The organism is Modestobacter lacusdianchii (assembly GCF_054177765.1).
In genome coordinates, this window is the sequence record NZ_JBJJTJ010000002.1 from 23,353 (window position 1) to 45,298 (window position 21,946).

Annotated in this window: 14 protein-coding genes and 3 tRNA genes; 11 read left to right on the top strand and 6 right to left on the bottom strand. The window is 73.1% G+C overall.

Translation table 11 applies throughout. The features are described from left to right. The gene (locus ACJTNH_RS01650; protein ID WP_458172506.1) at positions 1-855 is read left to right on the top strand and encodes a MaoC family dehydratase; all 855 of its coding nucleotides are present in this window, start codon (positions 1-3) and stop codon (positions 853-855) included. A 20-nt stretch (positions 856-875) separates the two neighbouring features. Here ACJTNH_RS01650 and ACJTNH_RS01655 read toward each other — a convergent pair whose 3' ends face one another. Both ACJTNH_RS01655 and ACJTNH_RS01660 read right to left on the bottom strand, forming a co-directional pair. Beyond that, positions 876-1,994: a CaiB/BaiF CoA transferase family protein gene (locus ACJTNH_RS01655; RefSeq protein WP_458172507.1), complete on the bottom strand. Its 1,119-nt coding sequence runs from the start codon at positions 1,992-1,994 to the stop codon at positions 876-878. Positions 1,995-2,061: 67 nt separating this feature from the next. Then, positions 2,062-3,864, bottom strand: a complete 1,803-nt coding sequence (locus tag ACJTNH_RS01660; RefSeq protein ID WP_458172508.1) for a helicase-related protein — start codon at positions 3,862-3,864, stop codon at positions 2,062-2,064. A gap of 148 nt (positions 3,865-4,012) precedes the next feature. Here ACJTNH_RS01660 and ACJTNH_RS01665 point away from each other — a divergent pair. Next, positions 4,013-4,099: transfer RNA gene (locus tag ACJTNH_RS01665), tRNA-Ser, on the top strand. A 77-nt stretch (positions 4,100-4,176) separates the two neighbouring features. Here the strand turns inward: ACJTNH_RS01665 and ACJTNH_RS01670 are convergent. The 4 genes from ACJTNH_RS01670 to mobF form a co-directional block, all read right to left on the bottom strand. Next, complete coding sequence (locus tag ACJTNH_RS01670; RefSeq protein WP_458172509.1) at positions 4,177-5,271, bottom strand: site-specific integrase; 1,095 nt, start codon at positions 5,269-5,271, stop codon at positions 4,177-4,179. A gap of 98 nt (positions 5,272-5,369) precedes the next feature. Then, positions 5,370-5,615 (bottom strand): helix-turn-helix domain-containing protein, encoded by a 246-nt coding sequence (locus ACJTNH_RS01675; RefSeq protein WP_458172510.1) that lies wholly within the window; start codon positions 5,613-5,615, stop codon positions 5,370-5,372. 142 nt (positions 5,616-5,757) lie between these two features. Beyond that, positions 5,758-5,982 (bottom strand): helix-turn-helix transcriptional regulator, encoded by a 225-nt coding sequence (locus tag ACJTNH_RS01680; RefSeq protein WP_458172511.1) that lies wholly within the window; start codon positions 5,980-5,982, stop codon positions 5,758-5,760. A 161-nt stretch (positions 5,983-6,143) separates the two neighbouring features. Continuing rightward, positions 6,144-9,782, bottom strand: coding sequence for a MobF family relaxase (gene mobF / locus ACJTNH_RS01685; protein ID WP_458172512.1), 3,639 nt, complete (start codon positions 9,780-9,782; stop codon positions 6,144-6,146). Positions 9,783-10,252: 470 nt separating this feature from the next. Between mobF and ACJTNH_RS01690 the strand changes: the two genes are divergently transcribed. The 9 genes from ACJTNH_RS01690 (at position 10,253) to ACJTNH_RS01730 (ending at position 21,906) form a co-directional block, all read left to right on the top strand. Continuing rightward, positions 10,253-10,324: transfer RNA gene (locus ACJTNH_RS01690), tRNA-Arg, on the top strand. Between the two features lie 12 nt (positions 10,325-10,336). Then, positions 10,337-10,410: transfer RNA gene (locus tag ACJTNH_RS01695), tRNA-OTHER, on the top strand. Between the two features lie 22 nt (positions 10,411-10,432). Further along, positions 10,433-12,799 carry a hypothetical protein gene (locus ACJTNH_RS01700; protein WP_458172513.1) on the top strand — a complete coding sequence of 789 codons (2,367 nt, stop codon included), beginning with the start codon at positions 10,433-10,435 and terminating at the stop codon, positions 12,797-12,799. Between the two features lie 98 nt (positions 12,800-12,897). After that, entirely contained in the window at positions 12,898-14,358 is a 1,461-nt protein-coding gene (locus ACJTNH_RS01705) for a 3' terminal RNA ribose 2'-O-methyltransferase Hen1 (protein WP_458172514.1), read from the top strand. Next, positions 14,355-16,913 (top strand): polynucleotide kinase-phosphatase, encoded by a 2,559-nt coding sequence (locus ACJTNH_RS01710; protein WP_458172515.1) that lies wholly within the window; start codon positions 14,355-14,357, stop codon positions 16,911-16,913. The genes ACJTNH_RS01705 and ACJTNH_RS01710 overlap by 4 nt, the downstream gene beginning before the upstream one ends. A 225-nt stretch (positions 16,914-17,138) precedes the next feature. Then, complete coding sequence (locus ACJTNH_RS01715; RefSeq protein WP_458172516.1) at positions 17,139-17,516, top strand: XRE family transcriptional regulator; 378 nt, start codon at positions 17,139-17,141, stop codon at positions 17,514-17,516. A gap of 10 nt (positions 17,517-17,526) precedes the next feature. Further along, the gene (locus ACJTNH_RS01720) at positions 17,527-18,186 is read left to right on the top strand and encodes an RES family NAD+ phosphorylase (RefSeq protein WP_458172517.1); all 660 of its coding nucleotides are present in this window, start codon (positions 17,527-17,529) and stop codon (positions 18,184-18,186) included. A 1,084-nt stretch (positions 18,187-19,270) separates the two neighbouring features. Further along, on the top strand, positions 19,271-20,452 hold the full coding sequence (locus ACJTNH_RS01725; RefSeq protein ID WP_458172518.1) for an ROK family protein: 1,182 nt from the start codon (positions 19,271-19,273) through the stop codon (positions 20,450-20,452). 116 nt (positions 20,453-20,568) lie between these two features. Beyond that, complete coding sequence (locus ACJTNH_RS01730; RefSeq protein ID WP_458172519.1) at positions 20,569-21,906, top strand: extracellular solute-binding protein; 1,338 nt, start codon at positions 20,569-20,571, stop codon at positions 21,904-21,906. The last annotated feature ends 40 nt before the right edge of the window (positions 21,907-21,946 follow it).

The following is a 21,946-nucleotide window of genomic DNA, read 5'->3' on the forward strand; positions in this document are numbered from 1 at the left end:
ATGGCCCGCACCGTGCTCGACGCCGCGCCCGCCATGCCGGCGCTGTTCGCCCGGGCCGCGCTCACCGCGCGCGGCCGGGGCGGCGACCTCCCCGACACCCGGCTGGCCCGCACCGGGGTGCCGGTCGACCCGGCGGCCCTGGCCGACTACGCGCAGGTCTGCCGGTTCCCGCTCGCCGACGTGCTGCCGCTGACCCACCCGCACGTGCTGGCCTTCCCGCTGCAGGTCGCGCTGATGACCGACCGGGCCTTCCCGCTGGCGCTGCCCGGCCTGGTGCACGTGCGCAACCGGATCGAGGCCGACCGCCCGATCGGCGTGGCCGAGCAGCTGGACCTGGAGGTCTGGGCCGAGCGGTTCGCCACCCACCGCAGCGGCGCCACCGTCGACCTGTGCGCGTCGGTCTCCGCCGGCGGTGCGGAGGTGTGGCGGAGCCGGTCGACCTACCTGGCCCGCGGGGCGTCGGCTCCCGAGGGCGCCCCGGCGTCGGACGTCGACGTCGAGGTCGGCGAGCTGGAGCGGCCGGCCGCGCAGTGGCGGGTGCCGGACGACGCCGGCCGCCGCTACGCCAGGGTCTCCGGCGACGTGAACCCGATCCATCTGTCCGGGCTGACCGCGAAGGCGTTCGGCTTCAAGCGGGCGATCGCGCACGGCATGTGGGTGAAGGCCCGCGCGCTGGCCGCGCTGTCCGGCCGGCTCCCGGACGCGGTCGCCGTGGACGTCGCGTTCCGCAAGCCGCTGTTCCTGCCCTCGACGGTCACGCTCTCCACCGAGGAGACCGGCGGCGGCTGGGACCTCGCCGTCCGCAACGCGAAGGCCGGGACCGAGCACCTGATCGGCACCGTCCGCCCCGCCTGACCGGCTCTCCGCACCGCGCGTCAGGGCTGGTGGACGGCGCCGGTGGCCAGGAGGGCGTCGACGCTGGGCACGCCCCAGTCGGTGAGCGCCTCGCGGGTGTGCTGACCCGGGCTCGGGGGCGGCCGGTCGAGGGCACCGGGGGTGCGGGAGAAGCGCGGTGCGGGCGCCGGCTGGGTGACCCCGTGCGCCTCCACGTAGGTGCCCCGCGCCTTCAGGTGCGGGTGCTCGCGCGCCTCGGTGTAGGACAGCACCGGGGCCACGCAGGCGTCGGACCCGTCGAACACCGCGGCCCACTCGTCCCGGGTCCGGGTGCGGATGGTCTCGGTGAGCAGTGCCCGCAGCGCGGCCGGGTCGTCGCGGGAGGCGCCGGGGATGCCCAGCCGGTCGGTGAGCTCGGCGAAGAACCGCGGCTCCAGCGCCCCGACGGCCAGGTGCCCGCCGTCGGCGGTCTCGTAGACGTCGTACCAGGGGACGCCGGTGTCGAGCAGGTTCACCCCGCGCCGGTCCTGCCACAGCCCGCCGGCGAGCATGCCGAGCAGCATCGTGGACAGGTGGGCGGTGCCGTCGACGATCGCGGCGTCCACCACCTGCCCGCGACCGCTGGTGCGGCTCTCCAGCAGCGCGGCCAGCACGCCGACGACCAGGTACACCGCCCCGCCGCCGAAGTCGCCGAGCAGGTTCACCGGCACCTGCGGCGGCCCGCCGGCCCGGCCGATGGCGTGCAGCGCCCCGGTGACGGCGATGTAGCCGACGTCGTGCCCGGCGGTGTGCGCCAGCGGGCCGTCCTGCCCCCAGCCGGTCATCCGGCCGTAGACCAGCCGCCCGTTGCGGGCCAGGCACTCCTCGGGTCCGATCCCCAGCCGCTCGGTCACCCCGGGCCGGAAGCCCTCCAGCAGGACGTCGGCCCGCTCGGCCAGGGCCAGCACGGTGGCGACGCCGTCCGGGTGCTTGAGGTCGACGGCGACCGACCGGCGGCCGCGGGCCAGCAGGTCGACCTCGGGCCGGCCGAACGTCGGTGGGGCGCCCGGCCGGTCGACGCGCAGCACGTCGGCGCCCAGGTCGGCCAGCAGCATGGCCGCGAACGGGCCGGGGCCGATGCCGGCCAGCTCGACCACGCGGAGCCCGTCGAGAGGTCCCATCGGCCCACTCTGGCAGGGACGCAGCGAGGGCGGGCTCCCGGTGGGAGCCCGCCCTCGTCTCAGGCGGTCAGCGGCCGCTGCGGCTGGGACGGCGCCCCTGCCGCGAGCCCGACCGGGACGCCGGTCGGCCACCGCGGCCGTTGCGGCCGGCGCCCTCGCGCTTGGCGCCCTCACGGCCGGGGCCGCGCCCGCCGGTGGGCCCGGAGCTGCAGGGGCGGCAGGTGCTGAACCACGGGGCGATCGACGTCCCGCACTCGACGCACGTGCCGGAGCGGCCGATCGAGATGGCGTCGGGCAGCAGCTCGGTGATCGTGGTGGCGCACGCCTCCTCGAGCTCGGCGGCGTCCTCGGCGTCCAGCCCGGCCACCCCGGGGAACTGGCGCAACAGGGTCTGCGCGTCGCGGGCCGCGGCGGCGGTCTGCTCGTAGTCCTCGACGGTGCCCTTCGCGGGGTACTCCGGCAGGATCGTCTCCACCGGCACCGGCAGGCCGATCGCGTGCTGCAGAGCGGCGCGGGCCAGCACCAGCCAGCGCGTGCGCCGCGGCGGGTTGTAGTCGATGGCCAGGTTGACCAGCCGCCAGACGGTGCGCAGGTCACCGGCCTCGCCGAGCGGGCCGCGCAGCATCGGCAGCAGGGCGTGCACCCGCAGCACCAGGCTGGTGACGTCGTCGGCGGTCATGCCCTCGTCCTTGGTGGCCGCCCGGGCCCAGGCCTGCCAGCGCATGAGCGCCTCGGGCAGGTCCACCGGCTCGAACGCGCCGAGGTCCTCCAGCTCCGGGCGCAGCCGCGGACGCCGCTTGGGGAGGTCGCTCATCTCCTCGCCACGGGCCACCGCGGCGCCGGCGCCGACCAGGGCGCCCACCGGCTTCAGGCCGGAGACCCCGATGAGGATGCCCACGGCGCCGTGCCCGGTGATGCCGTACCGACCGGCGCGGCCGGCGATCTGCGCGGCCTCCCAGGTGCGCAGCGGGCGCAGCTCCTGGCCGTCGAACTTGGTCGTCTCGGCGAACAGCACGGTGGTGGCCGGCACGTTGATCCCGTGGCCGATCACGTCGGTGGTCACCAGCACCTCGAGCTCGCCGCGGGTGAAGCGGTCGATGACCTCACGGCGGGTGGCCGGCGGCAGTGCCCCGTAGAGGACGCCGACCTTGCCCGGCCGGTGCTGGTCGAGCTCGGCGGCGACGGCGTAGACGGCCTTGCGGGAAAAGGCCACGACCAGGGTCTGCGGCCGGACGCCGTCGCTGCGCACCGGCGCCCTGAGGACGTCGAGCCGGGAGAGCCGCTTGTGGTTGACGACCTGCACCTGCTGGGCGTCGGTGACCAGCGGCTTGAGCACCAGGTAGGCCTCGGCGGCCGAGATCAGGTGCATCTCGCGGTACTCGCCGGTGAGCAGCAGCCGGGCCCAGTGGTGGCCGCGGTCGGGGTCGGTGACCCAGTGCGACTCGTCGAGGACCAGCATCTCGCCGCGGTCGGGGGCCTTCTCCACGGTGCAGCAGACGATCGGCGCGAACGGGTCGATCTCCTCCTCGCCGGTGGAGAGGCCGACGGTGCCCGGGGGCAGCTGCGCGGAGAGCTTGGCGTAGGCCTCGTGCGCCAGCTGGCGCAGCGGGGCGGCGTAGACGCCGGAGCCGAGGGCGGCCAGCGCCTGCAGCGACTCGTAGGTCTTGCCGGAGTTGGTGGGGCCGAGGTGGAAGACCACCTTCTGCGGGCGGGTGGCCCGGGTGGGCAGCTCGGGAGCGGCGCCGTCGACCCAGACCTGCTGGGCGCGCTGCTCGTCGCGGGCGGCGGCCCGGTCGGCGTCGCGGGCGGCGGCCTGACGGGCGGCGCTGCGCTCACGGCGACGTGCGGGGGACTGCTGGGGGGCGGTCACAGACAGGGAGTGTCCTTCGGTTGACGTACAGGCAGTGGGAGGTCGACGCGAGCCTCGCGGACCATCTGGGGGTGCAACGCCGGCCGGCGGCGGTTCATGCCGGGGACGGCGGGGAGAACTGGGCCCGGGGTTAGGCTCGTCGCCGCCAGGAGGGCTCGCCTAGTGGCCGATGGCGGCGGTCTTGAAAACCGCTATGGGGTAACACCCATCGTGGGTTCGAATCCCACGCCCTCCGCTTGTGACCTGCGGTTTCGTCGGCCCTGAACGGCTAAGAACGCTGGCGAACATTGCCAGGAGACGCCCACGTGCCCGCTACGTGCCCGTACGGTTCGGCGTCGTGCCCGCCGCGAGGTGTCCGAAGCGGGCCGCGACCTCGGCATCGCGCCGCTCGGCCGCGTGCTGGTAGATCATCGCCGCGCGGGACGACGAGTGGCCTGCGCGCCGCATCACCTCTGCGAGGGTCGCCCCGCTCTGCGCCGCCAGGGTGAGGCCCGCATGCCGCAGGTCGTGCAGATGGACGTCGGGCAGGCCGGCTGCACGCCGGGCTGTGCTCCAGGCGGCGTGGACGTGATGGGCGCGGAGAGCTCTCCCGTCTCTCCGCACGAACAGCCGAGCCGTTGGCAGCGCCGGGGAGCGGGTCTTCAGGTGCTCGGCCAGTGCCCAGACCCCCTGAGGCGGGAGGTGGACGACGCGCTGGCTACCCACCTTCGGTGGGCTCTCCACGGGCCCGGCGTCCGTCTCGACGACCTGCCGCTGCACGGTCACGGTGCCGTCGTCCATGTCGATGTCGCCGATGCGGAGAGCCAGCAGCTCGCCGAGGCGAAGGTGAGCCCAGAAGGCCAGGTCGACGAAGCCCCGGAGGTTCTCCGGCATGTTGGCGGATAGGTGCTGCACCTGGTCGAGGTCCAGCAGCGGTCGCTCGTCGCTGCGAGCCTGGCCCGCACCCGTGATCCGGCAGGGATTCCGGGGGAGCGCGTCATCGGCAACGGCCGTGGCCAGGACGGCGTGGAGGAGGGCATAGGCTTGTCTCGTCGCCGTAGGACCGGTGGCTGCGCTGGTCTCGGCATGCCATCGCCGCACGGCTGCCGGGGTTATGCGGTCGAGTGGCAGGCTCCCGAGCGCGGGGAGCACCCAGCGGTCGAGGGAGTGCTGGTAGGTCTCCCGAGTTCGCACGGCCAGGCGACGACCTTGAACGGTCCGCTGTGCCAGCCAAGCCTCGCTGTATTCGCGGAGCGTGACGCCGCTGCGCAACGGGTCGAGCCAGACGCCGCGACCCATGTCGACCTCTACCGCGGCCAAGAAGCGTGCCGCGTCGGTCTTCGTGGCGAATGTGCTCGGTGCTGCCCGGTCCCGTCCGTCCGGGCCCGGGTAGCGGGCCTGCCACCGGCCGGAGGGCAGCTTGCGCACACGACCGAAGCGCCTTCTACTGCTGCTTGCTGGCATAACCCAACCTTGGCCGCCTTCGGCTCAGCACGGAACTCCTCTGTGGACGCGCGGCCGACGTCCTAACGGCAGGGCACACGGCCTGCCGCCACAAAGGCGTCCAACGCGCACCGCTCGAGACGCACGTGCTTGCCGAGCTTGACGTAGGGAATCCGCCGTTCGCTGATGAGGCGGCGGACGAAGCGCTGCCCGGTGCCCAGGTACTCGGCAGCCTGGTCGATGGTGAGCAGCGGAGGGCAGTCGACGAGGGGCGCATACCCGCAGGCGGCCGCCTGTGGTATTGCTCCTCCAGCGGGCGTACGAGCCACGGTCAGCGACCGCCTGCCGAGAGGGTGGCCCGATGATCTCCTGAGGTCCTCCAGCGAGGCCCGAGCGGACCGATGAGGGACGCAGTCGCCCAGCGAGCAACGCCTCCTGCATCCCGGTGAGGGCGCCGGCGGTGACGGTGGTTCACCGCCGGCTCCCCGAGTCGCTGGCGGCCTGGCCGTGCTGTGCGTCGACCCAGCTGCGCAGCTCGTCGGAGCGGTAGAGGACGCGGCGGCCGAGGCGGAAGCTGCGCGGACCCGTGCCCAGGTGGCGCCAGTACCGGAGGGTGGCCACCGGAGTGCGGAGAAGGTCGGCGGCCTCGGTGATGGTGAGCAGTTCGGGCTCGCGGCCGGTGGGATCGTCGGACATGGCTGGCTCCGGTGGGCTGGGTGGGCTGTGCTCCGTCACGGGAGAAAGCGCCATTTGGGGGCGATTGGTGACAGCCGACCAGCGATTGCTTCCGGAATTCTCCGGTTTTCCTCCTGTTGCTGGTGTCCGGGCCCGCGGCCGGCCGGTGGAGGCGCCCCTGTTCATCGGCCGATGCCCGGCGCGGCGCCTCCGCGGGCGAGGGATGGTCCGCGCCGCTCTGCTTCGGGCCGGGGGATGTCGGGGACCGGGGTGGTTGGCCCCGGGCTCGCCGATCCGGGCTGCTCGGGCCCGGCTGTGCGCCGTGTGCGCCAGGCGTCGCGTGCGCGGGTGAGGTGGTCGGGCGGCTGGGCGCGGAGGGCCGGTTCGGCGGTGAGGGTGGCGATGCGCGTCCGGGCGTCGGTGAGCTCCTGGCGGGTGGTGGCGATGTCGCGCTGCAGGTCGGCGAGCCGTCCGGCCGGGTCGGGGGTCCATGCCACGGGCCCGAACGGGTCGAGCCGCTCCTCGCGCCGGCGGCCGACCTCGGCCAGTGCGCGCCTGGCTTGCTCTGCCGCGTGCCGGGCGGTGTCGGCGGCCGCGCAGAGCTGGGCGTGTCCTGGGTGAGCGTGTTCGGCCGCGTGGCGGGCGGAGGCGTCGAGCGCCCTCCACAGTGCGGGCCGGTCGTCGAACCAGCCGGCAACCGGCGCCAGTTCACCGGGTTCGGTGGGCAGCGACGGCACGTGTGGCCGCCACCGCTCGGCCCAGTCGGTGAGCTGCTCGCCGGCCCGCGCCACCGCGCCTCGCCGGAGTCCGAACCTGCCCGGACCATCGAGCACGACTCTTGCGGCCGCGCGTGCGGCGTCGCGTTCGCCGTCCCAGCGCGCAAGCAGGGTGTCGCGGACCCGGTCGGCGTGGGCGGTGACGGCCGCGCCGCTGGCTGCGGCGTGCTGCTTGGCCTGTTCGGCGGTGATCGCCCTCTGCTCACGGGCGGCCTGGAGGTTGGTCAGTTCGCCGGCGTGGGGAGCTTCGAGCGCGATGACCTCGCGCAGTGTGTCGCGCTGGGGCTCCCAATGGGCGAGTTGCTGAAGGCAGCGCTGCTCGACGGTCCACGCCGCGCGCAGCTCGGCGAGCACCTGCTCCAGCGGTCGGGATGGGGCGTAGCGGGCGGCTTCGGCGGCGGCGAGCTGGGCGGCGTGGGCGGGGCCGAGGTCGGCGCGGTCGCGGGCGAATACGGCGAGCCACTGCTGCCGCGCCTGATCGGCGTCGGCGGCGACGAGGTGGGCGGTGTTGCTTTCCCGGCCGCGGGTCATGCCGACGTAGGCCGAGGAGGCGCCGGTGTGCTCGCCGACCATCACGTGCGACGCCGTGACGGTGTCGCCCTGCACGCCGTACGCGGTGGTGGCGTAGGCGAGCTCGACGTGCTCGGTGACGTAGTCCGCGGGCAGTACCCGGATCCTTGGGCCGGCCGGGGTGACACCGCCGGACCCGTCACCGGGGTCGGTGCCGGTGGGGGTGACAGCGGGGGTGACGAGCAGCCCGCCGCGGCGGCCGACGGCGGTGACGACCCAGACGTCGCGGTTGGCGACGTCGAGGTGGCGGTCGTTGCGGCGGGTGGCGATCCGGTCCCCGGCGCCGATCCGCTCCCCGGCCCCGGTGATGACCACCGTCCGGTCATCGACCCGGCCGGCGGCGGCCAGCCGTTCGCGGATGGCGTTGTTGAGTTCGGCGGCCTGGTCGCGGGTGTCCACCACCACGGCCACCCGGCGGCCTGCGGCATACGAGGCGGCGGCGGCCGCCGCGATCGTGTCCTGCAGCGCGGCGGCGTCGGGGTGCAGCTGGATCTGGCCGCGGGCGAGCAGGGCGTCGAAGACGGCGCCGGGGTCCTCGCCGGTGCGCATGGCCAGCGTCAGCGCGGCGTAGCCGGTGTCGGGTGTGGTGTGGCCCTGCTCGTCGGTTTGGGTGAAGCGGTGCACGCCGTCGAGGGTCAGATGCGCCGCCGGGTCGACTGCGTCGGCGGCGAGGTCGAGGACGCCGCCGCGGCCGACCGCCGGCAGCTGGTGCCGGTCACCGAGCAGCGCCACCCGGACCTGGCACTCGTCGGCGACGGTGAGCAGGGCACGGGCGGTGTCCTGATCGAGCATCCCGGCCTCATCCACCAGCAGTAGATCGCCGGGCCGTAGCTGCGCTGCCTCGCTCGGCCCGGCGTAGACACCGCCGGTCACCGGGTCCATCTCGCCGACAGTGAGCCGGGCCCAACGCCCCTCGTCGTTCCAGCGCCAGCCGTGCCCGAAGGCCAGGGACGCCGCCGACCCGGCGGCCGTCCCCAGCTCGCCGGCGGCCACCTTGGCCGCCTTGCGCGTGGGGGTGACCACCACCAGCCGGCGGCCTTGGTTCTCGAGCAGGCCGCGGGTGGCGGCCAGCGTGGTGGTCTTGCCCGCCCCCGCGGCGCCCTCGACCACCACCAGCGGCCGGTCACCGGCCAGCGCGGCCACCGCCGCGGCCTGGCCGGCATCCAGCCGGCCGGCGGGGCCCGCGCGCTCGACCGGGAGTGCCAGGTCGGTGTCCGGTACGCCGTGCGTAGCGCGGGCGGCGAGCCGGGCGGTCAGGTCAGCCTCGACGTCCAGGACCGGCTGCGACGTCCAGGCCCGGATGTGCTCGGGCACCCCGTCGCGGTCCAGCAACGGCAGGCAGCGGTCCATGGCGCGGGCGGTGAGGTCCTCGGCCAGCTCGATCCGCACCCCGTCGTCGGCGACGACGCCTTCGGCGGCGATCAGCCGCTCGGCCTCACCGCGGATGTCGGCGGCGTTCCACGCCGACCGGCCGGCCGCGAGCCGGGCCAGCGCGCGCTGCACCAGCTCGTCTCGATCGAGCGCGCCGACCGGGGTGGGGGTCAGGGTGACCGGCTTACCCGGGTCGCGGTAGCCGAGGGCGGACAGGTCGGCCCGCCAGCGTTCCTCCAACCCGACCCCGGGCTGGGCAGTGACCTTATCCGGGCGCCCGTCCGCCCACGCCCGGGCGTCCCACACCCGGCGCAGCACCGGCCCAGGGTGCTCGCCGGGGTGCGCCGCGGTCCATTCCCGTTCATAGCGGTCCACATTCCGGGCGATCTGCGCGTGCCGGGCGCTGAACGGCCCCGTGTACTCGGCGAGCTCCCGTATTTCTCCCGTACCGTCCTTCCGGTACCCGCGCGCGGCGAAGGCGGCGTTCAACTCCGGGTCACACGCCATCGCCGCATGCCCGATCCCGTTGATTGCGCCCAGGAAATCGCGAACCCCGACGGTGTGCAGGCCCCGCCATTTGCCGGCTGCGAACACCCGGGACAGAAACTGGAGATGCAGGTGCCAGTGTGGGTCGTTCGCCCGGGAGGTGTAGTGCCGCACGGTGGCCGCCTCCAGCACCTCCAGCGGCACCTGCACCTGCCCGCCGCGCGGCCCGACCCGGGTGGTCGCGTGCTGCGACAGCCAGGTGATGATCTGGACGGCGGCGCGGTCCTGCGCCGCCTCGTACGCCCTCGCGATGTCCGGATGGAGCGCGGCGGCCAGCGACCACGTCTTCGGGCCGTTGACCACCACCTCGGCGAACCGAACGGCGTGCTCGTCGCTGCGCAGCTGCCCCCGCGGCTCACCCGTCTCCGGGTCACAGCCGGCCACCCACGTCTCGTAGCCGTCGCCGGTCAGCGCCGCCAACTCCCTCACCCGACCGTCGGTGGCGGTGAAGCGGCGGGCGAGGCCGGTGCCCTCGGTGAGGTAGTAGTCGTCCGCCCGGCCGCGGTCGGCCTCCACGTAGTGCCGGGCAGCCGCCGGCGCGCCGGCGTAGATCTTCATTCCACCGTGCATTCTCAACGCCACCCGACAATGACCAACAAGTCACCCCTAGAAACGCCGATGGGCCCCGCGAAGCGGGGCCCGAACTACCCCGAAGGTAGCATTCGTGCCGATTGTCTGGCGATTGTCTGGGAGGGCCTCCGATGCAACAGAGTTGGCCGGTCCCCGGTCGGTGCACAAGTGATCGCGTTCTGGATTGGCGTGGGGATTGGAAACTATTGAATGGTTGAGTCGCGGAAGAAGTTGAGCGAGCGCGGAGGCTGGCCGCTGCAGGGGAGGGGTCGGCGTCGATGCGGGACGGGTCAAGCGTCGGCGGGGCAGAAGAAGGTCGCGCTGAGGAAGTCGGTCGCCAGCAAGGGCATCGATCGCGCACACTGGCGACTGCTGAGGGCCAGCCGCGAATGGGCGGCGTGTCTCGCAGCACATGCGTGACGCCGGCTGGCCCTCCGCCTACCGTGCGCGTCGCACTGCATGGAGTAGATCAGCGGTAGATCGCCCGGCTTCGGACCGGGAGGGCGCAGGTTCGAGTCCTGCCTCCATGTCTGACGTCCCGTCCTGAAGTAGATCAGTGGTAGATCACCCGGCTGTATCCGGGAGGGCGCGAGTTCGATCCTCGCCTTCAGGTCCATCTCGCGAAGTTGAGGAACCCCATGCACGAGGAGCCCCGGGCCGAAGCTTCGCCGTACTACGCGCTGGGGCGGCTGGGGGACGCGCTCCACACGGCTGCCACGTCCGGGGACGCCGAGACGCGGTCGCGCGCCGCGGCGAAGGTCGACCGCTGGCGGGCGGTGCTCGACGGCATGGCGAGCGGCGAGCTGACGGTCGGCTCCCGCACGCCGGTGGCGGACACGCCGGCCTGGGTGACTCTCGAGGTGGTCACCGGTGGTTTCACGACCGGGCGGTACCTGGCCGAGCAGCCGCCGGACGAAGAGGAACGCGCCCGGTTGGCCGAACTGCCCCCGGGCCCCGGTTCGACGCCGCGCGAGCGGCTCAACCTCTGGTACCTCGGCGACGCCGGGCAGGCCGAGCTGCTGGCGGCGCTGACCGGTGAGCGTTACCGGATCGGGCTGCCCGAGCACGCGGCGCTGGCCGTCGTCGCTCTGCTCGTCGACCGAGGTCACGCCGAGGCGGCGCTCGACCTCGTCGCAGCCCTGCGGCCGTACCTTCACCGGCTGCGGTTCACTCCCCCGCTGACCGACCGTCCGGTGCCGACGGGGACTTCGGTCCACCTGGAGCCGGTCGGTGCGGTCGCCGCCACCCTGCGGGCAGCCACACCTCCGGCGCAGCTGATCGCCATGCGGGAGACGCTCACGCTGTGGCACCCGCTCTACGACGACCTCGTCGCCCTGTGGGCGGAGACGGTCGACGGCGAGCTACCGCACCTCGTCACCGGCGACGGTGCCGTCAGCGTCGAGGGCGGCTGGCCGGCCCGCCGCTTCCCGGACGGCTGGGCGGAGCGGCGCGCCGAGTGGCTGACCCGCTACGCGGCCACCGTGGACCAGGCGACCGCGTCCACCCGGCACCAGCACCCAAAGAGCAACTTCGCCCGGCTCCGGCGCACGCTGGAGTCGGCCGGTGATGACGGCGCCCGTCTGTCCGGCCGTGACGTGGGCTGGGTACGGCGGGCGCTGGCGAACACGGTCACCCGGCACGGCGCCCCGGGTAGCGAGGCTCGTGCCGCCCTGCGGGCCGTGCAGGCCGTCATTGCGGGCCGACCGACGCACGCCGCCCTGGCGCACGTCGTCGCCGGCCGGCTCGACCGCTTCCCCGCCGACGGCGGGCTCCCGGCCCTCGATCCGGTCGTCGGGGACGTCACGGACGCGGAGGCGCCGGCGATCGGTGACGGCGTGGCCGTGCCGGCCTCCGTCGTCCGGACAGTGAGCCGTGCCCTCGAGGCACCCGTGGAGGAGTTGATCGAGCGGGGGGTGATCGGATCCGGTGAGGTCCTCGCCAGGGTGCTGCCACAGGTCACCGCGCAGTACGTCTCCGCGAGCATCGACGACCCGGTGATCGCCGGGCTGTACGCCCGCACCTACACGGCGTTCCGGCGCCGACGCAGCCTGCTGCTCCTCAACCTCGAGCACCAGATGCGGTTCGAGGAACTGCCGTGGATCGCGGGACTGTCCGGCTTCCGCGCCCGGGGCCGCTCGACCCAGGCTACCCGGCAGGCGCTGCACCGAGCTGTCCTGCTGGCCCTCGACTCGTTTCCGGAGCGAATCCTCCCGAACCCGCTGGTGCGCGAGTTCGGCGCACTCTCCACCGCGGCGGACGTGCGCCTGGCGCTGGTCGAGGACGTGGCCGCGGACATCTTCATGGGGACCTTCACGACGAAGTGGCGGACCGCCGCGCGAGTGGCCAGCGAGGGCCTGCAGGGCTCGCTGTACGCCCGCTACTACGACCTGCCCAGCCCTGACTTCTGGTCCTCCGCGCCGGAGCCGAACGGCTGGGCGCGGAGACTGCAGCGGCGATGGGGCAAGGAGACGGCGACCGACTTCACCGCGCTGTGCAGGAGTCGCGCGGCCGAGGCTGGCCGGAGCGGGCACTCATGGAGTGTGGCGGCCAACGGCGCCGTGCTGGAGCAGAGCCAGATCCTCACCACCCACAACCTGGCCGTTCTGATCGTCGGCCTCGACCTGGAGCCCGCACTCCGCGAGCGAGCGCCGGACCTAGCCGAGCGGGTCCTCGCCTGGGTGCTCCAGACTCATGCTCACCTGCCGAGCCAGCACCACGCGGCACTCCAGGCCGTGAAGAACGTCTCCTACGCCTGGCGACAGGCGATCTACCTGCTCAGCTACTGCGACCACGAGTCGCAAGCAGCGAGCGTGAACCGTCTCCTCGACGCTACGGCCAGCGGCACAGCTCGCCAGCTGAAGCCCGTTGTGGACGGGCTGGCCCACGTGCACGCCGGCGGTCACTTCTCGTCTACCGGCGTGGCCAACGGTGGCACCGGACGCCGCCTGCTGGGCTGGTCGGTGGGAAGGCACTGGTTGCTCCAGTCGGCCGCTTCCCCCGTCTGACCTTGGCTGCTCCAAGCGCCGGAGAAACTCGCGTCTCGCCTCGACGGCCCGCCGGGAAACGTGTTCGACTCTGCGGCTTCGGTCGGTGACACTTCGGCGTGCTCGTCACCCTGTCCACCACGCACGTGCCGGCGACCGATCTCGGCTTCCTGCTGCACAAGAACCCTGCGCGGGCCCAGCAGGTCGAGGTCTCGACCGGCACGGCGCATGTGTTCTATCCGGAGGCGGACGAGCACCGGTGCACCGCGGCGCTGCTGCTGGAGGTCGACCCGATCGGCCTGGTGCGCACGGCTCGGGCCGGCGGGGATGACGGCGCGCTTGCTCAGTACGTCAACGACCGGCCGTACGCGGCGTCGAGCCTGCTGGCCGTCGCGCTCGGCAAGGCCTTCTCCAGCGCTCGCCGTGGGGTGAGCAAGGAGCGACCAGAGCTGGTCGACGTAGCTCTGCCCCTGGAGGTGCACATTCCCGCGTTGTCGTGCCGCGGTGGCGCCGAGATGGCGCACCGGTTCTTCGCGCCGCTGGGCTGGAGGGTCGACGCGACGGCGGTGCCGCTGGACGAGACCCTGCCGGACTGGGGTGAGTCCCGGTACGTCGACCTGCGGCTGACGGGGGAGCTCCGGCTCGCGGACGCACTCAACCACCTCTACGTCGCCCTGCCGGTGCTCGACGATGCGAAGCACTACTGGATCGGGACCGACGAGATCGAGAAGCTGCTGCGCGCCGGCAGCGGCTGGCTGGCCACCCACCCGGCACGTGACCTGATCACCCGCCGGTACCTGGGCCACCGGACCGCCCTGAGCCGCCGGGCCATCGAGCGGCTCGCCGAGGTCGACGACGCCGATCCCGAATCGCTGGACGACGCGATCGCGCCGCCGCTCGCCGCGGCCGGCGGCCCACAGACCGCAGACGGCGGGGAGGACTCGGCCGACCGACCGGTGCCCCTGGCGCTGCAGCGTCACGGGGCGGTGTTGGCCGCGCTGCGCTCGGCCGGCGCGCAGCGGGTCATCGACCTTGGCTGCGGAGCCGGTGCGCTGCTGCCCGCGCTCCTGGCCGAGACGGCGTTCACCGAGATCCTCGGCGTCGACGTCAGCGCCCGGGCGCTGGAGGTGGCCGCCCGGCGCCTGCGGTTCGACCGGCTCCCGGAGCGGCAGCGAGCGCGGATCAAGCTGCTGCAGAGCGGACTGACCTACACCGACGCCCGACTCCGGGGATACGACGCAGCGGTGCTGATGGAGGTCATCGAGCACCTCGACCTCGACCGCCTGCCGGCGCTCGAGCACGCCGTCTTCCGTGCCGCTGCCCCCACCACAGTCGTCGTCACCACGCCGAACTCCGAGTACAACGTCCGTTTCGAGGGTCTGCCGGCAGGCACGTTCCGGCACCGGGACCACCGGTTCGAGTGGACCCGTGCACAGTTCGCCGACTGGGCCGCCGCGGTCGGCGACCGGTACGGGTACACGGGGCGGCTGCTCGGCGTCGGTGACGACGACCCGGACGTCGGCACGCCCACGCAGATGGCCGTGTTCACCCGTGATGCGGCGACGGAGGTGGCGGCATGACCACGCCGACCGAGGAGCGCCCGGCCGGCGAGCCGCGCGCCGTCGTCGTTCCCGAGCTCGCTCTGGTCGTGCTGATCGGCGTGAGCGGCTCCGGTAAGAGCACCTTCGCCCGGCGGCACTTCCGCGGCACCCAGGTGCTCTCCAGCGACTTCTGCCGGGGCCTGGTGGCCGACGACGAGAACGACCAGTCGGCGACGCCGGAGGCGTTCGCCCTGCTGCACCACATCGCCGGAGTCCGGCTGCGCGCCGGCCGGCTGACGGTGATCGACGCCACCAACGTCAAGCGCGAGGACCGCGCCTCCCTCGTGGCGCTGGCGCGCGAGCACGACGTGCTGCCGGTGGCGATCGTCCTCGACGTGCCGGAGAGCGAGTGCCTGGCCCGCAACGCCGCCCGGCCGGACCGCGACATCGCCCCCGGAGTGATCCGGCGGCAGCGGTCGGACCTGCGGCGCGGGCTGCGCGGGCTGGGTCGCGAGGGCTTCCGCAAGGTGCACGTGCTGGACGGCACCGAGGAGATCGACCGCGCGGTCATCACCTACGAGAAGGCCTACAACGACCGCCGCGAGGACACCGGCCCGTTCGACGTCATCGGCGACGTGCACGGCTGCCGCGCCGAGCTCGAGGAGCTGCTCGGCGAGCTCGGCTACGAGCTGCGCCGCGACGAGCACGGCCGCCCGGTGGACGCCGAGCACCCGGCCGGTCGCCGGGCGGTCTTCGTCGGCGACCTCGTCGACCGCGGGCCGGACTCACCCGGCGTGCTGCGACTGGTCATGGGCATGGTCGCCGCCGGACACGCCCTGTGCGTGCCGGGCAACCACGAGAACAAGCTGGTGCGCGCCCTGCGCGGGCGCAACGTGCAGATCACCCACGGTCTGGAGCGCACGCTGGCCCAGCTCGAGACAGAGGACGACGACTTCCGCCGCCAGGTCGAGGACTTCTGCTACAGCCTGGTCAGCCACTACGTGCTCGACGGCGGAGCGCTGGTCGTCGCGCACGCCGGGCTCAAGGAGTCGCTGCAGGGCCGCGCCAGCGCCCGGGTGCGGGACTTCGCCCTCTACGGCGAGACGACCGGGGAGACCGACGAGTTCGGTCTGCCGGTGCGCTACCCGTGGGCGACCGAGTACCGCGGCCGCGCGATGGTGCTCTACGGGCACACCCCGGTCCCCACGCCGGAGTGGATCAACAACACCCTGTGCCTTGACACCGGCTGTGTCTTCGGTGGCCGGCTCACCGCGCTGCGCTACCCCGAGCGGGAGCTGGTCAGCGTCGCGGCCACGCAGACCTACTACGAGCCGGCCCGCCCGTTCCTGCCCGAGGGGGAGGCCGCTCCGCTGTCCGAGCCGCGGCGCCGGGACGACGTCCTCGACGTCGCCGACGTGCTCGGCAAGCGGGTCGTCGAGACCCGGCTCTCCGGCCGGGTGACCGTGCGCGAGGAGAACGCCGCGGCGGCGATCGAGGTGATGAGCCGCTTCGCGGTGGCGCCGGAGCAGCTGCTGTACCTGCCGCCGACGATGAGCCCGTCCGCCACCTCCAGCCGGCCAGGGCTGCTGGAGCACCCGGCCGAGGCGTTCGCCTACTTCCGCGGCGAGGGGGTGGCCGAGGTCGTCTGCCAGGAGAAGCACATGGGCTCCCGCGCGGTCGCGCTGGTCCGCCGAGATGGCAGCGGCGTGCTGCACACCCGCACCGGCCGCTCCTTCTTCGGCGCCGAGCTCACCGCCGCGTTCCTGGGCCGCCTCGGTACCGCGGCGGAGAAGGCCGGGCTGTTCGAGGAGCTCGACACCGACTGGCTGCTGCTCGACGCCGAGCTCCTGCCGTGGTCGGTCAAGGCCGGTGATCTGATCCGCAGCCAGTACGCCGCGGTCGGTGCTGCCGCGCGGACGGCCCTCCCCGCCGCCGTGGCAGCGCTGGAACAGGCGGCCGCGCGGGGTCTCGAGCTTGGGGAAGTCCTCGACCGTCAGCGGCGGCGCGTCGCAGATGCCGAGGCGTTCACACAGGTGTACCGGCGCTACTGCTGGCCCACCGACGGGCTGAGCGGCGTCGCCTTCGCGCCCTTCCAGCTGCTCGCCTCCGCCGGCGCGACATACTCCGACCGGCCGCACGCCTGGCACCTGGCCAACGCCGACCGCCTGGCCGAGGCAGACCCTGACCTGATCCGCGGCACCCGCTCACTCATCGTCGATGTGACCGACCCGACGAGCGAGGCCGCGGCGACCGCGTGGTGGGAGGAGATGACCGCGGCCGGCGGCGAGGGCATGGTCGTCAAGCCCGCGGCCAACCTGACCCGTGGGCGACGCGGTCTGGTGCAGCCCGGCCTGAAGGTCCGCGGACGCGAGTATCTGCGGCTGATCTACGGCCCGGACTACACCGAGCCGCAGCACCTCGAACGGCTGCGGGAACGGTCCCTCGGCCGCAAGCGCGGACTCGCCCTCCGCGAGTACGCGCTCGGACTGGAGGGCCTGGAGCGGCTCGCACGCGGCGAGCCGCTGTGGCGCGTGCATGAGTGCGTCTTCGCCGTCCTGGCCCTGGAGTCCGAGCCCGTCGACCCGCGGCTGTGACCTGGACGCCGGTGGCTCTGCCGACGGGACCCCGAACCGCGAGAGCCTCCGGCGCACGTTTGCAGCTGGTAGAGATCCTGTTTCGCCAGGCGGTCTGTGGGGAACGAGCGCGATCCACAGTTGGGGAAACCAGGGGGGAAAACTGGGGTGATTCCGCTGTAGAACCTGGTGCGGATTGCCGTAGATCGCCCTATGGTGGAGCTGTCACCCCCGGAGGAGGGACCTGTGCCCGTCACGAACAAGGAGAAGATCGCTCGTGCGCATGAGCAGTCGGTCTCGTTCAACATCGCCGACACAGCGCGGTTTCTGCAGGACGTTCTGGGTCAGCGCCTGACTGCGTACATCGCCAAGATCAAAGACCCGAGGACGGTGGGAACATGGGCCACCGGGCAGAACAAGCCCCGGCAGGACGCTGAAGACCGACTCCGGCACGCTCAGATGATCGTCCACCTGCTGCAGGGTGACGAGAGCGTGCACGTGGTGCGCGCCTGGTTCGTGGGCCTCAACCCGCAGCTCAATGACGAACCACCAGCGGATGCCATCCGGGAGGGGCGTTTCAAGGAGGCGCTCACCGCTGCCCGGGCGTTCATCGCAGGTGGCTGAGCCGGGGTCAGTGTTCGCCCCGCCCGATGGCATTTGGCGCGTCGGGCGGGGCGATACCCCGCACCTCCCTCGCCGACCAGCAGATGGCACGGTCGGTGATAACCGGTTCGACTCCCAGGACGGCACCTTCAACGTCCTCTACTTCGCCTCCACACTGGAGGGCTGCTTCGGCGAGACCCTCGCTCGGTTTCGCCCTGCGCCACATCTGCGCGCCCTACTGCAGGCGGACTGGCGGGATAACGGCTTCATGGAGGTTGGGGCGATCCCGGCCGACTGGCGTTTTCACCGAACCGCCGTACGCGTCGTCGAGGCGCGGGGGCCGTTGCCTTTCCTCGACCTGGACGCGGTCGACACACTCCAGTTTCTGCGCTACGAGCTCGCGCTCGGTCTCGGCTCGCTGGGCGTGCATGACCTGGACACCTCGGTCGTCAGGAGCGGCGACCGGCGCGTCACACGACTCATCTCCTCGTGGAGCTACAACGCCACCGACCCCGTGACCGACGAACCCCGCTACGCCGGGATCCGCTACGCATCCCGGCTGAACAGCCAGTGGGAATGCTGGGCCGTGTTCGACCGCGTTCCCCTGCTGCCCGTGGAGTTCATACCGATCACACCCGAGATGCCGAGCCTCCAGACAGTCGCGCGGCTGTTTGATCTGCGCGTCCACTGACTCCCGCGGACGCCAGCAGGTTCAATCCGCGGAAACGTCCGAGACGCCAGCGGATACCCGGCCTCGTGCTATTGCTGACACGTGGCTGTCGCTCTCGGGTTCTGACCAACACTGCGTCCGCTTCCCATAACCCGCTCGCCTCCGGCTGTGCCCGCCGGGGGAAGGGTGGGCCGCAGGCCCATCCCGGAGGGACGCGCAAGCGCCCTTCCGGCGGCCGGGCGCAGTCGGAGACACTCCCGCGGGGATGGGGGCGGGTGCCGCCTCCCGGAGCGGCGTCGACGCGGGCGGCGGCTCGCCCCGCAATCCGCACACAGTCCGCAGATGGTCCGCAAAACGGCGGAAACGGCCAACACCGTCCGTCGACGACCAAGGCGAAGGCCCTGGTCAGAACGGGTCTTCAGTCGCAGCCCACCGTGCCGAATCACCCCTCGGTCGATTTTGCAAGGCGTAGTTCTGGCGCTGGCTGGCCGGCATGACGGACACGTGGAGCACCGCCAGGTGCTATCCCCGGAACAGGTCGAGGCCGGTCCCAGGCTCCGCGGCGGTGATGGTGAACCGGCGGAACCTGTCCGCCGAAACGGAGGCGCCGGTCGGCCCGTCCTGCCGGGTGTATCGCACCGAGGCCGAGCCGGTTGGGCGTCAACGGTCGAGCAACTGCTCCCGGTCCCGCCGTGAGGCTGCCCGACCCCTGCCGGCCCAACGACGCCGGAAATCGGCGGCGGTACGGCTGCTGCCGCCGAACCTTCGTGCCCGCTGCGTGCCCGTAGTACGGGCACGCAGCGGGTGTTGTCGGTAACCAATGGCCTTAGCGAGTTCGGCCTTGACCTGCGAAAACGATTGATCGTCGTTGGTCTGAAGAGCCCCTGAAGCAAGCTTGAAAACCGCTAAGAGGTAACCCCTCTTCGTGGGTTCGAATCCCACGCCCTCCGCATCCTCCCAGGTGGCGGCCCTCACGGGAACGGTGGGGGCCGTCACGGCGTGCGACGGCGCTGTCCCCGCCGACTCGTCACCGGCACGTTGCGTTCTGCTCACGCGCGCGCCACCCCCTTGACAACTGGTTTGTAAGGACGGTTGCCTAACAAATGTGACGGCCGTCTCGGACACCCCGCAGCAGCAGCGCCGCGTGCTGCGCTCGACGTCCAAGGTGCTGCCCGAGCACGCCCGGGCGCACAACCGGGCGATGGTGCTGCAGCTGCTGTTCCACGCCGGCCCCCGCTCGCGCGCCGAGCTGGCCCGCGTCACCGGGCTCACCCGGGTCACCATCTCCGACCTGGTCGCCACGCTGCTGGCCGAGGGGCTGCTCACCGAGCTCGGCCAGCGGGTCGAGGGCAAGGTCGGCAAGCCCGGCACCCTGGTCGGCCTGCGCACCGACGCCTTCCAGGTGGTGGCGGTCGACCTCGCCGACGACGAGCGGATGCACGGCGCCGTCCTCGACCTCGCCGGCGGGGTGCTGTCCCGGCGCGAGGCCCCGGTCGGTGGCCGCACCGGCGAGGCCGCCGTCCAGGCGCTGACCGAGCTGTGCTCGGAGCTCGTCGCGGCCGCGACCTGCCCGGTGCTGGGCGTGGGCGTCGGCGCGCCCGGGGTCATCGACCCGGCCGGCCGGGTGCTGCAGGCCCCCAACCGCGGCTGGTACGACCTCCCGCTGGCGGCCCGGCTGCAGGCGGCCCTGGAGCTGCCGGTGCACGTGGCCAACGACGCCAACACCGCCGCCCTGGGCGAGTACACCTTCGGCGGGGCGTCGGGCAGCGGGCTGCTGGTGCTCACCGTCGGCGGTGGCGTGGGCGCGGGCATCGTGCTCGACGGCGCACTGGTGCAGGGGCACGAGCACGCCGCCGGCGAGCTGGGCCACGTCACCGCCGTCGACGAGCGCGACGACCACGACCACGCGCCGCTGGGCCGCCCGCAGCCCTGTGCCTGCGGGCGCCTGGGCTGCCTGGAGACCGTGCTGTCGGTGCCGGCCATGCGCCGCCGGGTCGCCGGGCTGTCGCCGGCCGCCGCCGACGCCGCCCTCGCCTCGGTCGGCCGGCGGCTCGGCATCGTGCTCGCCCCCGTGGTGAGCGCCCTGAACCTGTCCGAGGTGGTGCTCTGCGGACCCGTGGAGCTCTTGGACGGACCTCTGCGCGAGGCGGCCCTGGCCACCCTGCGCGAGCGCACCATCCCGGTCGTCAGCAGCCACGTCCAGCTGCGGACGACCTCGCTCGGCGAGCACGGGGCCCTGTCCGGGGCCGCCGTGCTCGTGCTGTCCGGTCAGCTCGGGGTCACGTGATCCGGGTGTTGGCGCACCCGCACGAGCCCCCGAGCCGACCTCATGCACGTCGGGAGAGCACGACCCCTGGAGCGGCGCTGTCCGGCGCCGTCCGCGCATCGGGAAGGAACCCCAACATGACGAGGGTACGCACGACCGGCCTGGCCACCCTGGCCGTCGGCCTGCTCGCGCTCACCGCCTGCGGCGGCGGCGACAGCGCCGAGGCCGACAGCGGCAGCGGCAGCGGTGAGCTCCGGCTCTGGTTGGCCGGCTCCGACACGCCGCAGGAGCTCCGCGACTACCTCGTGGAGACCTTCGAGGCCGACAACCCGGGCTCGAGCCTGGTCATCGAGGAACAGGACTGGAACGGCCTGGTGCCCCGGCTGCAGACCGCGCTGGCGTCGGAGGAGCAGACGCCGGACCTGGTCGAGATCGGCAACACCCAGAGCCCGACGTTCACCCACGCCGGGGCGTTCTCCGACATCAGCGACATGTACGAGGAGCTGGGCGGGGACGACCTGCTGCAGGGCTTCGTCGATGCGGGCACCGTCGACGACACCCTGTACGCGGTGCCGTACTACTCCGGCGCCCGGGCGGTGTTCTACGACAAGGAGGCCTTCGCGGCGGCCGGGGTCGAGGTGCCCACCACGCTGGCGGAGTTCAACGAGGTCGCGAAGACGCTGCACGCGGCCAACCCCAGCGGGCAGCCGGGCTGGTCGGGCTTCTGGCTCCCCGGGCAGGACTGGTACAACGGCGTCGCCTGGGTCAACGCCCACGGCGGCGAGCTCGCCGTCCAGGAGGGCGACCAGTGGGTCGGCGCGCTGTCCAGCCCGGAGTCCCAGAAGGGGCTGGCCGAGGTGCAGGAGCTGTTCACCACCGCCACCAGCGCACCCCGGGACGCGGACTCCGACGAGCCGTGGGTCGCGTTCAACAACGGTCAGGCGGCGATGTTCTCCGCCCCCACCTGGGCCCGCTGGAGCATCGACCTGCCCGAGTGCAACAAGGGCGTCGACCCCGCCGACGAGTCCGAGGCGGCGAAGGCGCTGCTGGCCGAGCAGGCGGCCTGCAACGAGGAGAAGACCGGCGTCTTCGCCCTGCCCGGCATGAGCGAGGGGGAGCCCGCGCCGGTGTTCGCCGGCGGCTCGAACATCGCCGTCCCGGCGAAGTCGGGCAACCAGGAACTGGCCCGTGACCTGCTGCGGATCATCTTCAGCGACGAGTACCAGACGATGCTCGCCGAGAACGGGCTGATCCCGGGCAACAGCGAGTTCGCCGACGTGCTCGGGGACGACGTCTACGCCCAGGCCACGCTGACCGCGGCGCTGGACGCGAAGCTGACCCCCGCCGCGGAGAAGTGGGCCGACGTCGAGGGGGCCCGCATCCTGGAGGACTTCTTCCAGCAGATCGCCGGCGGGGCCGACCCGGCCGACGCGGCGGCGGAGGCGGACCAGCTGATCACCGACACGCTCAACTGACGCACCTGGTCCCGTCGCCGGGGGCGCAGCCGCGCCACGG